Genomic DNA, 14449 nt, shown 5'->3' on the forward strand with positions numbered 1-14449 from the left:
TCAGTTGCCGTTCTGGAACATCTGCGCGTTGCCGGGCTGGTAGCCCGAGCCCGGCGTCAGGAAACGGCGGCGCTGCTCGCGGCCCTGTTCGGCGGCCGCCGACCGCTCGGCTTCGGCGAGCGCCTGGGAACGGCCGTTCGCCGAGACGACGGCGGTCAGGTCCGCGAGCTGCTGGGCCTGGAGTGCGAGAAGCTGGTTGCCCGCCTGGGTGGCCTGCAGCGCGCCGGTGGCGCCCTGGCTCTGGCCGACCAGCGCCGACATCTGGGTGCGGTTGGTGTCGATGTTGCCGACCACGCCGGCCTGGACGCGCATGGCGTCCTGAAGGCCGGAAACGGTGTTGTTCCAGCGCTCTTTCGCCTGGGCGATGAGCTGCTGATTGGACGCGCTCATCGAGGCGCTTCCGGCCCCGTAATTGGTGCGGAACGCCTGATCGATGTTCTGGACATCGTAGGCGATGCGCTGCGCCTGCTGCAGAAGCTGTTGGGTGCGCTGGACCGATTGCTGGAGCTGTTGCAGCGAGGAGAACGGCAGGCTCGCGAGGTTGCGGGCCTGGTTGATCAGCGAGGTGGCCTGGTTCTGGAGCGAGGTGATCTGGTTGTTGATCTGCTCCAGCGAACGCGCCGCCGTCAGGACGTTTTGAACGTAGTTCGTCGGGTCGTAGACGATCCATTGCGCCGAGGCCGGCGCGACTAGCACCGGCGACGCAGACAAAGGGATGGCGAGGACGGCGGCGGTGATCGCCGCGCGGGGAATGCGCAGTTTCATGGCAGGCTCTCCAGGTTGGTGAGGTCGGGAATGAGGTCGACCGCCCATGTCGCGCCGCGCAGCCGCAGCCAGGCGGCGAGGAATCCCTTGCGGCCATGCTCGGTGACGATGCGGTCTATGGCGGCCTGGTCGGTCTTCGACGAGGCGGCGCAGAGCGCCAGCGCGACGTCGGACAGGCCCAGCTCGAACAGGCGATTGCCTCGGCGGGACTGGCAGTAGTAGTCGCGCTTGGGCATCGCCCGCGCGAGGATCTCGATCTGGCGCGAATTGAGCCCGAAGCGCTGATATATCGCCGTGATCTGCGGTTCGATCGCGCGCTCGTTCGGCAGTAGCAGCCGGGTCTGGCAGCTTTCGATGATGGCTGGCGCGATCGCCGAGCCGTCGATGTCGGAAAGCGACTGCGTGGCGAAAACGACGCTGGCGTTCTTCTTTCTGAGCGTTTTCAGCCACTCGCGGAGCTGGCCGGCGAAGCCCTCATCGTCGAGCGCGAGCCAGCCTTCGTCGACGATGATGAGCGTCGGCTCGCCGTTCAGCCGGTCCTCGATGCGATGGAAGAGATAAGCGAGGACCGCCGGGGCCGCATCGGTCCCGATGAGGCCTTCGGTCTCGAACGCTTGCACCGTGGCGCTGCCGAGATGTTCGCTCTCGGCGTCGAGCAACCGGCCATAAGGCCCGCCGACGCAATAGGGTCTGAGCGCCTGCTTCAGGTCGTTCGACTGGAGCAGCACCGCCAGCCCGGTGATCGTGCGCTCGGCGACCGGCGCCGAGGCGAGCGACGTGAGCGCCGTCCAGATCAGCTCCTTGACGTCCGGTGTGATCGCGACGCTTTCTCGTGCTAGGATTGCGATGATCCAATCGGCAGCCCATGCCCGTTCCGGGGTCTCGTCGATGCGGGCGAGCGGCTGGAGCGAGACGCTGTCGGCCGAGCCTTCGGTAAGCCCGCCGCCAAGATCGTGCCAGTCGCCGCCCATAGCGATGGCGGCGGCGCGGATCGAACCGCCGAAGTCGAAGGCAAAGACCTGTGCTTGGCGGTAGCGGCGGAACTGCAGCGCCATGAGCGCGAGCAGCACCGACTTGCCGGCGCCGGTCGGGCCGACGACCAGCGTGTGGCCGACGTCGCCGACATGGATGGAAAACCGGAACGGGGTGCTTCCCTCGGTCTTGCCAAACAGCAAGGGGGGCGCACCGAGATGGTCATCCCGTTCCGGACCCGCCCACACCGCTGATAGCGGGATCATGTGGGCAAGGTTCAATGTGCTGATGGGAGGTTGGCGGACGTTGGCGTAGACGTGGCCGGGCAGCGAGCCGAGCCAGGCGTCGGCGGCGTTGATGCCTTCGGGCATCGCGGTGAAGTCGCGGCCTTGGATGACCTTCTCGACGAGCCTGAGTTTTTCCGCCGCGATGCGGGGATCGTTGTCCCAGACGGCGATCGTGGCGGTGACATGGGCCTGGCCTGCGAAATCCGCGCCCAGCTCTTGCAGCGCCAGGTCGGCGTCGGCGGCCTTGTTGGCGGCGTCGGTGTCGACGAGCGTCGAGGCCTCGTTGGTCATCACCTCCTTGAGGATCGCGGCGATCGACTTGCGCTTCGAGAACCACTGCCGTCGGATTTTCGTGACGAGCCTGGTGGCGTCGGTCTTGTCGAGCAGGATCGCCCGGGTCGACCAACGGTATGGGAATGCGAGGCGGTTCAACTCGTCCAGGAGCCCTGGCGTCGTGACGGTCGGGAACCCGACGATGGTCAGGATACGCAGATGCGCTTCGCCGAGCCGCGGTTCGAGCCCGCCGGTCAGCGGCTGATCGGCGACCAGGGCATCGAGATACATCGGCGTCTCGGGCACGCGAACGCGGTGGCGCTTGGTCGATACGGTCGAGTGCAGGTAGGTCAGCGTCTCGACGTCATCGAGCCAGGCGCATTCCGGCATGAAGGCTTCGACGAGCTGCAGGATGCGGTCGGTGCGGTCGACGAAGCCGCGCAGCGCCTCCCACGGGTCGACGCCGCGATCGGCCTTGCCCTCGTAGAGCCAGCTTTCGGCGCGCGCGGCGTCCTCGGCCGGCGGCAGGTAGGCGAAGGTGATGAAATAGCTGGACTCGTAGTGGGCCGCGTCCTCCTCGAAATCCGCCTTGCGCTCGGCATCGACCAGAGCGGATGCGGCATCCGGAAACCGGCTCGCGGGATAGGCGCCGACGGCATGGCGCTGTGCCTCGACGAAGATTGCCCATCCGCTGCCGAGGCGGCGGAAGGCGCTGTTGAGGCGGCCGGCGACGGCGACCAGCTCGGCCTGCACGGCGGAATCGAGGTCGGGACCACGGAAGCGCGCCGAGCGCTGGAACGAACCGTCCTTGTTGAGGACGACGCCGGGGGCGACAAGCGCCGCCCAGGGCAGGAAATCCGCAAGGCGGGTCGAGGTGCGGCGATATTCGGCGAGGTTCATCATGGCGGGCCTCAGACTCCGAGATGGCCGGGGATGCGCAGGTGCCGACGTCCGACGTCGACGAACTGCGGGTCGCGCTTGGCCGCCCACACAGCGGCAAAGTGGCCGACGGCCCAGACCGCAAGGCCGACCAGCCAGAGGCGCAGGCCGAGACCGAGGGCTGCGGCGAGCGTGCCATTGAGGATGGCGATGCTCCGGGGTGCGCCGCCGAGCAGGATGTGCTCGGTCAAGGCGCGGTGAACCGGAACGGTGAAGCCAGGCACGTCGCCGCCGCTCTCGATCGGTCCGGCCATCAGACGAGCGCTCCGCCGCCGAAGCTGAAGAAGCTGAGGAAGAACGAACTGGCCGCGAAGGCGATCGACAGACCGAAGACGATCTGGATCAGGCGCCGGAAACCGCCGGACGTATCGCCGAAGGCCAGCGTCAGGCCGGTGACGATGATGACGATGACGGCGAGGATCTTGGCGACCGGTCCCTCGATGGATTCGAGGATCGATTGCAGTGGGGCCTCCCACGGCATCGAGGAGCCGGACGCGTGGGCGGCGGGCGCCAGCGCGAGGCTGACGAACGCGACGGCCGCGAACGTGCGGATGTGGCGCTGAATGGGGTGACTACACGAAAGTGACGTATCTGCACGGAAAGGGCGAACGGATAGCGAACGTCACGCGGCAAGTAGGGAGTTGACGGCGCGCAGCGGTCGCAAGGCATCCGGATCGGGTTGATCTTCAACATTCCAGCTATAGTCACCGGTCAGCGAGATATGCTCCCAGCCCAATGGCGCGATGTGGCGTGCGATTTCGTCGGCTGTGCCGATGTCCGCCAGCGCCATTTCGAGATAGCGAGTGTTCCACAAGATGATGGCGGCGACGAGCAGGTTGAGGCCGGAGGCGCGATAGGTCTGGTTCTCGAACCGACGATCGCGCAGTTCGCCGAGCTGGTTGAAGAAGAGCGCGCGGGCGAGCGCGTTGCGGGCTTCGCCTTTGTTGAGGCCCGCCTGGGTGCGCCGGCGCAGGTCGATGTCGCGCAGCCAGTCGAGCATGAAAATGGAGCGTTCGAGGCGGCCCAGCTCGCGTAGTGCGAGGGCCAGTCCGTTCTGTCGCGGATAGGCGGACAAGCGGCGCAGCATTGCCGAAGCAGTGACGGTGCCGGTGCGGATCGACGTGGCGAACCGCAGCAGTTCGTCCCAATGCGCCGCGACATGACCCAATGCGATCGGTTCGGCCGTCATGCCGGCAAGCAAGGGGCCGGATTCTTGGCCGGGAAGGAGGTGTAAACGACGCTCCTTGATGTCGCGCAGGCGCGGCGCGAAGCGGTAGCCGAAGAAGGGCATGAGGCCGAACACATGGTCCGATGCCCCGCCCGTATCGGTGTAGTGCTCCTCGATCGTCAGGCCGGTCTGGTGATACAGCAAGCCATCCAGCACATAGGGCGCTTCGCCAGCGGTCGCCGCGATCACCCGACTTGCGAAGGGGTCATATCGATCCGAGACATGGGTGTAGAAGGCAACGCCTGGTTCGTTGCCGCTGCGCGCGTTGATGTCGCCGATCGCGGCCCCACGGCCCCCGGCATGAAATTGCTGTCCGTCGCTCGACGAAGTGGTGCCGTCTCCCCACAGCGCGGCGAGCGGCATGGCGCGATGGGCGTCGATCAGCCTTCCCAACGCTTCGCCATAGGCGGCTTCGCTGATGTGCCAGTCGTGAAGATGGGCGAGCTGACGCAGACTTGCGCCCCGGCAGGTTTCCGCCATGCGTGTGAGGCCGAGATTGATGCCATCGGCGAGGATGACCGTGAGCAGCGCATTGCGATCGTCGGCTTCCCGGCCCGAACGACGATGGATGAAGCATTCGCTGAACCCGGTCCAGGCATCGACCTCCAGCAGAAGATCGGTGATCTTCACGCGCGGCAGTCGATCATAGGCGGCGCGACGGGCAATCTCGGTGGCGGGCGGTGTTGCCGCCTTCAGCGGCGAGATGATGAGACCGTTTTCGTCAAGCTTAACCTGGGGCAGCTCCCCTTGCCGTGCAAGGACCGTTACCTGCTCGATCGCCGTGTCGAGCCTGGTGCGCCGTTCCTCGATATGGCGCTCGAAATCCGTTTCGATGGCGAGCGGCAACGGCCCCTTCTCGCGCAGCGCCGCAAAGGTCGCCGGCGGTATGAGATAGCTGTCGAAATCGCGAAACTGCCGGCTTCCCGCGACCCATATATCCCCGGCTCGCAACCGCTCGCGTAGTTGCGACAAGGCGCATAGTTCATAAGCGGCACGATCAACGATGCCATCCCGCAGGACGAACGGGCGCCATGCGGGCGGCACAAAGCGTAGCGGCACGCGATCAGGCAAGCGCCGTTTGCCGGTCCGATATAGCTCCGCGATGATGGCCAGCGCTGACAGGAGCCCCTGAACCGCGCCGGCGCCGCGAAACTCGAAGGCGTTGAGAAAAGCGCCGACAAAGAGCTTCACCGTCCGATGCCGCTCGATCAATTCGGCGGTGCGATCGACGGTTTCCGGTCGCCCGAGCACTTCGGCCTGCTCGACGGCCACGGCGAAGTGCTGCCAGTCCAGCGCCTCGATCTGCGCCAGAGAATCCACGCCCTTGCTGCGCGCGTCGATGAGGAGGCGGCAAGACCCCGTGAGCGTCCGGAGGTGGCCTTGCAACTCGCGCACCGTCTTGAGGGCTTTGTCGCGGGTCCGGTTCTCGGCGCGGCGCGCCATGCTGCCCAACAGCTTGTCGAACATCGTCAGGGTGGCGTCGGTCAGGCTTTCCTCAAGCCGGATGCCGGTTGCCGCCAGCGTCGCATGGCGGCGCAGGGCATTGAGTTCGCCAAGGTGCTGGGGTGTGATGCGGCTGCCTTCGTCCGCCAGCCTGTCAAAAGTCAAAGCCGGGATCATGTCGGCACGGGCGCGATCGAGGCCCAGCGCGCGGATATAGGCGAGCCGTTCGATCAGGCGCAGGATGTTGCGCGCTGCCGGCGATTGTGGCGCATTGCGCATCCAGGATAGCCATGTCGCGACCTGCCCCGGTCGTCGGGCCAGCAAATCGTCCAGGCCCTGAAGGGTGTCAGGCAGCAGGCCATTCGTGAGCACTTCATAGGTAAGCTGTTCGGCTTGCTGGCGCGCCCGCCGCAGCACCGCTTCGAGAATCGACGGAGAAGGCAGGAGGATCTGCAGGCGCCGGAGTTCATCGACGATGACGTCTGCCATCTGGCCGGGGTGTATGATGGTCTGCGCGATTGGGACCGAGAAGGCGACAACTTCACGGAAAGCGTTGCGGTCAAAAATCCTGAACCCGTGCGATCGTCGGATTTCGACGAGATGCTCGCGACGGGTCTGGTCCCGATGGGCATAATCCGCGAAGGCTGCCGGCGCGACGCCGAGTTGCTGCGCCACATAGGCGAGCACAGGAGCGGGCGGGACTTCGCCCGCTTCCAGCGCACGGCCAGGCCATCTCATATATAGCATGAGCATCGCATAGCCGAGCCGGGTGGCATCGCCGCGACGGCGGCCGACAATTTCCAGGTCGTCGCTGGTCAGCGTATAATGACGCGCGATCTCGCGCTCATCGAGCGGCGCGCCATAATGCCTCGCCCAGATTTCCAGGCTCACCAGTCGCCGTCTCGCCAAGCATCATCTCCTTCGCTTTGCGTGTCCGTCAGACGGTCCTCTGGCGGCCAACAGGAATATGTCCGTTAACTCTGGACCTGTAACGGCGATTCGGACAAGATCGCATAATGACGGGAAAACGGACAGGATCGGGCATCATGTGGCGCTGATCGGCTATGCGCGCGTCTCGACCGCAGACCAGAAGCTGTCGCTCCAGCTTGACGCGCTGAACACTGCCGGGTGCGACCGTATATTCGACGATCACGCATCCGGGGCAAAAGCCGATCGGCCTGGCCTAACCGAAGCGCTCGCCTATTTGCGCCCCGGCGACACGCTGGTGGTCTGGAAACTCGACCGCCTCGGCCGCTCGATGAGCCACCTGATCGAGAAGGTCGGCGAGCTTGCGGCGCGCGGCATCGGGTTCCGCTCACTCACCGAGAATATCGACACCACCACTTCGGGCGGCATGCTGGTGTTCAACATCTTCGGCTCGCTGGCCCAATTCGAGCGTGACCTGATCCGTGAACGCACTCATGCCGGCCTCAAGGCCGCACGCGAGCGGGGCAACAAGGGTGGTCGCCGGCCTGTCGTTACCCCCGACAAACTACGTAAAGCGCGGGCGCATATCGCAGCGGGCCTCACTGTTCGTGAGGCGGCGGCCCGGCTCAAGATCGGCAAAACCGCCCTATACAAGGCTCTGGAAAACGCGTGAAACCGCTGGCGATCAAGAACTCGTGGGTGCTGGTCACAGGGGCTTCGACCGGTTTGGGCAGAGCGTCCGCCCTCCGCTTGGCGGCATCGTACCAGGCCAAGCCCCTGATTGTTGGACGAAGGCTCGACAACTTGCGGGAGCTACAGACCGAAATTGACGAGCGGTTCAATGTGCCGTGCGAGATTATAGTGGCTGATCAACGTGAAATCGATGGCAGGGAGAAGATCGCGGCCAGGGTTACAGAATTGGAAGTAAAAGCAGCTTTGCTCGCTGCCGGACTGACGAGCGCCGGTCCGTTCGATGCTGGCCGCGCCAACGCCTATGCCGAGGTGATTGAAACAAACATACTCGGCTTCACGGATTTGCTGGCCCGCTTGGTCGAAATCTTCAAGCGGCAACAGTCTGAATCCTCAATAATCGCGGTATCGAGCCTGGCAGGCGAAACATCCGTACCGTTCCAGGCGGTTTACGGCGCGTCGAAAGCCTATGTGAGTAATCTCATGCGGGCACTTTCCGTCGAGCTTGCGGGGACGGGAGTGAGCGTCGGATCTTTCGCACCAGGGGGCATCGACACCGACATGGCTGCCCTCAGCGATCTGAAGTGGGGGAAGTTAGGTTTGATGGACGTTGATCGGTGCGCGGCCCATGCGATCCACGCCCTGGTTCATCGGCGATCCTTCGCCATACCGGGGATGGGCAACAGGCTCACATATTTGGCAAGCAGGGCTCTACCTCGATCGTTGGTCAGCCGGCTTGCCGCCCTCCCATACAGGCGCCCGCAATAACGACACATGTTCGCGGACAGGTTGAACACGTCCTTCAGCGCTTACCGAAAGCCTATGCTGGCAGCGGACCCCATTTGTTCGCCCTTAGCGTGCAAATTCGTCACTTTCGTGTAGTCACCCCTGCTACGCGGGCGTAGCCGAGGCGGCGTTAGGATAGAAAGCGGCGGCAAACGGCGGTATTTGGCGCCCCACGCAGGATAAACATAACGAATATGTGTCGCCGTTTGCACTACCCTAGCAACGCCTGAGGCCGCCGCTCTCCGCTAATCATCGCCGCATCTGTGCGTAGACGCTACTGCGGACGGCGAGCTACTACCAACGCCTGCCGGCATGCCCCTTTGCGACATTCGCGGGGCACGGACTTGAAATCGCCGGACGTTATATTGGGGATATTGTGGACCTGAGTGGATCGTACACGGGGGGTGCCTCTACGGAGCGGTAAGGTTCCGCGCGATGGGTGAAATAGGTCTGCCCGGTCACCTTCGCGGCCTCGACGTCGAATTCTCGGGGATAGAAGATCATACGTGGCGGATGTCGACGATGGTCGGGCTCCGTCCCGCCGGCCAAGGATCAAAATGTCTGCAACGACTGCTCATTTGAATTGAGCGCGGCGCGAGCACGTCCCCGGGGATGCGGATCCAGTTCAGCCGAGCCGGGGCAGTCTTTGGGGTCAGCCCGGTTCGCGCTGACGCCGCACAACCGGCGGGAAGCGCCGGAGGAGAGAGATGAGGGCAAGACTGCTTCACGAGGCGGACGGCCAGCGAACCTTTGCGGCGGTCCTTGATCCGCCGCCGCATCGACCGGAACCTGTGACCGGTTCAGCTTTGTTTGACCCGCGGAGGCTCACATGGAATTCGATCTGATCGTCATCGGCACCGGGACCGCCGCGATGGGCGTCGCCATGCGCGTGTGCAAGGACGGCTGGAGCGTGGCCATCGTCGACGAGAAGCCGTTCGGCGGGACCTGCGCGCTGCGCGGCTGCGACCCCAAGAAGATGCTTGTGGCGGGCGCGGAGGTGATCGACGCCGAGCGCCGAATGCGCCCCAACGGCATCGACGGCGAACTGAGGATCGACTGGCCCGAGCTGATCGCGTTCAAGCGCGGCTTCACCGATCCGATCCCCGCCAAGCATGAACAGAAATACGCCGTAGCCGGCATCGCCACCTTCCACGGCACGGCGCGGTTCACCGGCCCGAACAGCCTGACCGTCGACGGCACGGAGCTGCGTGCGCGCCATATCCTGATCGCGTCGGGCGCCGTGCCGATGACGCTCGACATTCCCGGCGAGGAGCATCTGATCGACAGCGAGGGCTTCATGGCGATGGAAAGCCTGCCGCGGAGGGTCGTGCTCGTCGGCGGCGGCTACATCGCGGCCGAATTCTCGCACATCGCCGCCCGCGCGGGAGCAGAGGTGACGGTCCTGGAGATGGCCGATCGCATGCTCGCCCAATTCGAACCGGAGCTGGTCGGATGGCTGATGGAATCGTTCAAGGCGATCGGAGTTGATGTTCAGACGAAGACGGTTGTGAAAGCGATCGAAAAGACAGACGACGGATTCACCGTTCATGTCGAAACCGGGGGCGGGGCAGATCGGATCGATGCCGATGTCGTGGTCCATACGGGGGGCCGCGTTCCGGCCCTCGACCGGCTGGACCCGGCGGCCGCCAACATCGCCATGGACGGGCGCCGGCTGAAGCTCAACGAATATCTCCAGAGCGTCACCATCCGGCGGTCTATGCGGCCGGCGACGCTGCCCATGCGGGCCCGCCGCTCACGCCGGTTTCGAGCCACGATGCCAAGGCGGTCGCAGCCAACCTGACGAAGGGCAATCATGTAAAGCCGGATTATCGCGGCGTTCCCAGCGTCGCCTTCACTCTTCCGCCGATCGCCGCGGTCGGCATGAGCGAGGAGCAGGCCCGGAGCTCCGGCCTCAAATATCGCATAAAGTCCGAGCGCGCCTCGGACTGGTACACGGCGCGCCGGGTCGCCGAGACCGTGTACGGCTTCAAGACCATCGTCGAGGAGGAGAGCGGCCGCATCCTCGGCGCGCACATCGTCGGGCCGCACGCCGACGAGGTAATCAACCTGTTCGGCCTCGCGATCCGGCACGATCTCACAGCCGACGACCTCAAGCAGACGATCTTCGCTTATCCGACCGGCGCGTCGGACATCGGTTACATGCTGTAGCCTTGAAGGAGCGCGCTATGCGCGCGGAAGCGCCCTTCTGGCTCGTGCCAGCCTGGCCGCCTGTGTTCCCGGCTGATCCCGTTCCTGCGATGCTCCCGGGAACAATGGGCCGGCCGGATGGAGATCAACCGGTTTCCACACCATCGGTGCTGCTCATCGGAGCCAGTGATTCATCCTGGATCTTTTCGTCGCCAGATAGTGCTGATTATATGGCGTCTCGCCTCCGGAGAGACGAATTCGCTCCTCTACCGTAATGCCGAAACGATGCAGGGCCCTGACCTTCTCCGGGTTGTTCGTCAGGAGCCTGACTCTGGGCGCTCCGAGATCGTGCAGCACCGCGGCTGCGCCCGCATAGTCCCGAGCATCGACCGCAAGGCCGAGCTCGACATTGGCATCGACCGTATCAAGGCCGCCATCCTGCAGGGCATAGGCTCTGATCTTGTTCGAAAGACCGATGCCGCGACCCTCTTGCGTGCTGAGATAGATCAGTATGCCGTAATCGCTTGCGGCAATGATCGAGAGCGCGGCATTAAGCTGATGCCCGCAGTCGCACCGGAGGGAGCCCAGGGCGTCCCCCGTCGCGCAGGCGCTGTGAAGGCGCACAAGTGGCGATGTACCTTGACAGTCTGGCGCGCGATGGACGAGCGCGATGAGCTCATCACCGGGCTGATCGCGGCGATACGCGTAGGCCGATAAGGATCTCGGCGTCCCGTCAATGTCGAGCGGCAACGTCGTCTGAGCAACCCGAAAATAGCCTTCTACGATCATCCCAATTCGATTCATGTGCCTACTTCTGATTGAGCGTCTGCAAGTTCCAGAGCGCAGAGCCGGCCAACACGAGTGCTGGCGCCTGATGGACGCGGGTGAGACGGGCGTTCTCAGGAGCGACGTTTCTCCTGACCGCTCAGCCTGCCGAAGGAGATTAGAGCGCGAGGGACGGCCGCCCAAAGCCTGGCATCGGGCAAAGATCACGAAGCACCTTGTTCTCCAACTCCGCGTCTCGGAGGAGAAATTTGACCACGTCGCCGATGCTGACGATGCCGCATAAGCAATTAGAGTCGAGCACCGACAGATGACGCGCCCTGCTTACGGTCATTATCTCCATGGCCCGCCTGACGCTGTCATCCGGCGAACAGGTTGGTCCAGGAGGGCTCATCACGTCGCGAACCTTCCGCCCTGCCAGGGCGGCGCCATGTTTCGCGAAGCCAAGCAGAACATCACGTTCCGAAAGCACCCCGAGCAGCTTGCGGCCGTCGCTGCTGACAAGCAGGGCTCCGATCGCGTCAAGTCTCATCCGCTCAACGGCCTCGGTGATGGGCGTGTCCGGCTCGGCCATGACCATCCAGTCACCTTTGGCCTTCAGAATTGCCGCTACAGTCATTTCATCGCTCCTGTCTTCCCAATGAAGGCGAACAGCTTGGCTGATCCTCATCGGAGGGTCTGCGCCGCCCCATTCACCGACTCGCTTTTGCGCCCTGTAGAAACTACAGGGTCAAGCGAAAAGATTGCCGATCGTTGTCATTTGACCTGGAGCAGAGGTGGGCACGTCATGCGTGGACGGACACCGCGCTGGCCACGCGCGGACGGCCGGGCCGCTGGTCGCCATCCGGTCGACCGGCTCGCGCCTGAGCACTTCGGACACGCCCCGCCGCGTGCCCGCTCATCAGGCTCTCCTCTGCGGACTCCAAGCTCCAACATGGGTGTCCGCCGAACCGGGAGAGGATCGCATTTGCCCTTCGGGCCCTGGCGTGCGTTCGTCACGCGGCCGATCGATGGCACAGCGCCTCGTTGGCCTCGGTAGTGAGCTGTCCATCCCGCATGTTCAAGGCCCCCTTTTTGCTTCTGCCGCTGTGGAATCATCCTGGGCTGCTATAAGAAACCGGCTCGACTGGTCAGTCGCGGCTGTTGTGAAAACCGCCCGGCATCACAGGACCCTGACGTCCGTGACGTCTGACATTTTGCGGAGTTGGTCCATGAATTCGCGGTGGCGCGTGGGCGTGTCACAAAACGAGATGTGCATCAGGAATTTTCCCTCCAGCCGCTGGTACGCGATCGGCCCTTCCTGGAATCGGCATTTGCTGAGAGCTTCATAAACGGCTTGGACGACGTCCTCATTTTCAAGTGTCGTGATTTGATATTCGAGGATGCACCACTTTTCGCCCAGTCGTTTCTCGATGAGCGCGAGCACACGCAACGCGGCGAGCGTCAAGCCGACGCCCATTCCCACCAGGACATATTCCTTCATGGCGGCGGCCAGGCCCAGAGCGCCGTTCACCCAGATAAGTGCGGCGGTGGTCAGTCCGCGCACGGTCCCGCGATGCTGCAATATGACTCCCGCCCCGAGAAAGCCGAGGCCAGTCACCACATTTGCCGCAATCCGCCCGGATTCCATCCCCGGGATGGAGCGCCCGGCCAGGACGAATATGGCCGTGCCCACCGTGACCAGAAACTGCGTCCGAAGGCCTGCGGGTTTGCGCGACAGTTCCCGTTCGAGGCCCAGCGTCAGGCCAACCGCCGCGGCGACGGCAAGGGGCAGCAGTATGTCGATAATGAACTCGGGAAACAGCATGGAGGGGCTCCCCAGTGAAGCAGGCTGTGCTGTCGGCACCGCCAGCGGAAATCATGTGCTGCAGCTGCCTGTCCAGCAAGGCAAGGGCGGCGCACCGCGCGGCAATTCGCGCAGGCAGACAGCCTTGGCGCCTGGAGGCCCGGTCCTGCAACACGCGATGCGGGCAATTTCAGCTCATTCCCGGCTCGGCGCGAGCAGCCAATCGGGCGCGGGTCTGCCGATAGGCAGCCTCAATGAGATATTCCGTATGCCGAAAGTCCAGGACGTCCACCTCCTCTCTGAGATCTGGTCGGATGGAATGAACCTCGATATGCCGGTGAAAATGCTTCAATTCGGCGCGATACTTGCTGTCGAGCGCAATGGAAAAGCTCCGCATGACAATGTCAGCCCAGCCTCGCAGCGGAGTGGGGCAGCGTTCCGCGCACATGCATTCGATCATGTAGACCGACCGGGCGCCGAGCTCGTGCGCCTTGTCGAGCGGAGCGTTGTTCGTGATGCCGCCGTCGACATGCAGCCGGCCGTCGAGTTCGACCGGCGGGAATATGCCCGGCAGGCTCATCGAAGCGATCACCGGCTCGACCAGATCCCCCTGCCCATGCCAATAGCAGGCGCGGCCCGCCTCAAGGTCGGTCGTGACGACCGTCAACGGGATGGCGAGATCTTCAAACCGCGTCACCGGCAGCGTACGACGCAGCCAATTCCGCAGCGGCGCGAGGCTCAGGAAGCCGGGGCGACGGCGCGGATGGAAGAGCCAGGCCCAATTGAGGGCGAGTGCGCGGCGCCGCCGAAACGCGCGCCACAGCGCGACGAGTTCGGACGGGGCCATGCCGCCGGCGATATAGGCGCCGTTCAGCGCCCCGATGGAACTGCCGAGAATGAAATCGGGCCGAACTCCGAATTCCGTCAGCGCCCGGTAGAATCCAACTTCCATGGCACCGCGACTGCCACCGCCGCACAAGAGAAGCCCGACCGGCGAAGGATCACGATGTGTTAACACGCTTCGACTCGGCATGGGCTCATTGCTGTTGTCTGTAGTAGCTACAGTGTCAAGGCAAAAATCTAGCGGTCGCTCTCGGGTGACAAATTGTTGATTACTTGACCGAAGCCGCCCGACGTCCGCCGCCCGACGCGCCCCGCCCCGAACCTGACCAGGGTTACCGCTGCCGCACGGTCGCGGTGGCAGCGGCGGTTTGCTCCCAGGCATTCGCGTTCACTCACAAATGTGCCGCTCGGGACATATGGAGCAGCCGACACGTGAAGTTCGTCAGGCACGGCCTCGGGCCCTTCCGCGCTGCTATCGACACCTGAAAACGAGGCGCAGCCCTCTGGCGCGCCGAACGAGCACTCGGTACAATCCGATGCCCCTCGCGGATCCTCGTCTCGGGCCATTATCTCGCGACA

General features: G+C 64.2%; 13 protein-coding genes. 4 read left to right on the top strand and 9 right to left on the bottom strand.

The window, feature by feature from the left end; translation table 11 throughout:
- From trbJ to OVY29_RS22570, 5 genes are read right to left on the bottom strand one after another with little or no spacing between them, the layout of a single operon-like run.
- The gene (gene trbJ / locus OVY29_RS22550) at window positions 1-765 is read right to left on the bottom strand and encodes a P-type conjugative transfer protein TrbJ (RefSeq protein ID WP_054362438.1); all 765 of its coding nucleotides are present in this window, start codon (window positions 763-765) and stop codon (window positions 1-3) included.
- On the bottom strand, window positions 762-3200 hold the full coding sequence (trbE, locus tag OVY29_RS22555) for a conjugal transfer protein TrbE (protein WP_058457577.1): 2439 nt from the start codon (window positions 3198-3200) through the stop codon (window positions 762-764). The genes trbJ and trbE overlap by 4 nt, the downstream gene beginning before the upstream one ends.
- Window positions 3201-3208: 8 nt before the next feature.
- Window positions 3209-3490 carry a VirB3 family type IV secretion system protein gene (locus OVY29_RS22560; RefSeq protein WP_058457578.1) on the bottom strand — a complete coding sequence of 94 codons (282 nt, stop codon included), beginning with the start codon at window positions 3488-3490 and terminating at the stop codon, window positions 3209-3211.
- Window positions 3490-3801, bottom strand: a complete 312-nt coding sequence (locus tag OVY29_RS22565; RefSeq protein ID WP_409581507.1) for a TrbC/VirB2 family protein — start codon at window positions 3799-3801, stop codon at window positions 3490-3492. Before OVY29_RS22565 ends, OVY29_RS22560 begins: the two co-directional genes overlap by 1 nt.
- Window positions 3802-3858: 57 nt before the next feature.
- On the bottom strand, window positions 3859-6816 hold the full coding sequence (locus OVY29_RS22570) for a Tn3 family transposase (RefSeq protein ID WP_031286087.1): 2958 nt from the start codon (window positions 6814-6816) through the stop codon (window positions 3859-3861).
- 139 nt (window positions 6817-6955) lie between these two features.
- On the opposite strand from OVY29_RS22570, the gene OVY29_RS22575 reads away from it, so the two are divergent.
- The 4 genes from OVY29_RS22575 (at window position 6956) to OVY29_RS22590 (ending at window position 10479) form a co-directional block, all read left to right on the top strand.
- Window positions 6956-7507, top strand: a complete 552-nt coding sequence (locus OVY29_RS22575; protein WP_004213210.1) for a recombinase family protein — start codon at window positions 6956-6958, stop codon at window positions 7505-7507.
- Window positions 7504-8292 (top strand): SDR family NAD(P)-dependent oxidoreductase, encoded by a 789-nt coding sequence (locus OVY29_RS22580; protein ID WP_228221290.1) that lies wholly within the window; start codon window positions 7504-7506, stop codon window positions 8290-8292. Before OVY29_RS22575 ends, OVY29_RS22580 begins: the two co-directional genes overlap by 4 nt.
- An 889-nt stretch (window positions 8293-9181) precedes the next feature.
- Window positions 9182-10111 carry an FAD-dependent oxidoreductase gene (locus tag OVY29_RS22585; RefSeq protein ID WP_313912326.1) on the top strand — a complete coding sequence of 310 codons (930 nt, stop codon included), beginning with the start codon at window positions 9182-9184 and terminating at the stop codon, window positions 10109-10111.
- Window positions 10112-10191: 80 nt separating this feature from the next.
- Complete coding sequence (locus tag OVY29_RS22590; RefSeq protein ID WP_313912327.1) at window positions 10192-10479, top strand: hypothetical protein; 288 nt, start codon at window positions 10192-10194, stop codon at window positions 10477-10479.
- A gap of 153 nt (window positions 10480-10632) precedes the next feature.
- Here OVY29_RS22590 and OVY29_RS22595 read toward each other — a convergent pair whose 3' ends face one another.
- The 4 genes from OVY29_RS22595 to OVY29_RS22610 form a co-directional block, all read right to left on the bottom strand.
- Entirely contained in the window at window positions 10633-11247 is a 615-nt protein-coding gene (locus tag OVY29_RS22595) for a GTP cyclohydrolase II (protein WP_313912328.1), read from the bottom strand.
- 154 nt (window positions 11248-11401) lie between these two features.
- Window positions 11402-11860: a CBS domain-containing protein gene (locus OVY29_RS22600; protein ID WP_313912329.1), complete on the bottom strand. Its 459-nt coding sequence runs from the start codon at window positions 11858-11860 to the stop codon at window positions 11402-11404.
- A 543-nt stretch (window positions 11861-12403) separates the two neighbouring features.
- Window positions 12404-13048 (bottom strand): MgtC/SapB family protein, encoded by a 645-nt coding sequence (locus OVY29_RS22605; protein ID WP_313912330.1) that lies wholly within the window; start codon window positions 13046-13048, stop codon window positions 12404-12406.
- A 169-nt stretch (window positions 13049-13217) separates the two neighbouring features.
- Window positions 13218-14252, bottom strand: a complete 1035-nt coding sequence (locus OVY29_RS22610) for a patatin-like phospholipase family protein (protein ID WP_313912331.1) — start codon at window positions 14250-14252, stop codon at window positions 13218-13220.
- Window positions 14253-14449 lie beyond the last annotated feature (197 nt).

It is taken from the genome of Sphingopyxis sp. SE2, assembly GCF_032227185.1.
GTDB lineage: Bacteria > Pseudomonadota > Alphaproteobacteria > Sphingomonadales > Sphingomonadaceae > Sphingopyxis.

Excerpts from the sequence above, each read along its gene's own strand:
- trbJ (WP_054362438.1), bottom strand. The coding sequence starts at position 765 with ATGAAACTGCGCATTCCCCGCGCGGCGATCACCGCCGCCGTCCTCGCC.
- trbE (WP_058457577.1), bottom strand. The coding sequence starts at position 3,200 with ATGATGAACCTCGCCGAATATCGCCGCACCTCGACCCGCCTTGCGGAT.
- OVY29_RS22560 (WP_058457578.1), bottom strand. The coding sequence starts at position 3,490 with ATGGCCGGACCGATCGAGAGCGGCGGCGACGTGCCTGGCTTCACCGTT.
- OVY29_RS22585 (WP_313912326.1), top strand. The coding sequence starts at position 9,182 with ATGGGCGTCGCCATGCGCGTGTGCAAGGACGGCTGGAGCGTGGCCATC.
- OVY29_RS22590 (WP_313912327.1), top strand. The coding sequence starts at position 10,192 with ATGAGCGAGGAGCAGGCCCGGAGCTCCGGCCTCAAATATCGCATAAAG.
- OVY29_RS22595 (WP_313912328.1), bottom strand. The coding sequence starts at position 11,247 with ATGATCGTAGAAGGCTATTTTCGGGTTGCTCAGACGACGTTGCCGCTC.
- OVY29_RS22600 (WP_313912329.1), bottom strand. The coding sequence starts at position 11,860 with ATGACTGTAGCGGCAATTCTGAAGGCCAAAGGTGACTGGATGGTCATG.
- OVY29_RS22605 (WP_313912330.1), bottom strand. The coding sequence starts at position 13,048 with ATGCTGTTTCCCGAGTTCATTATCGACATACTGCTGCCCCTTGCCGTC.
- OVY29_RS22610 (WP_313912331.1), bottom strand. The coding sequence starts at position 14,252 with ATGCCTGGGAGCAAACCGCCGCTGCCACCGCGACCGTGCGGCAGCGGT.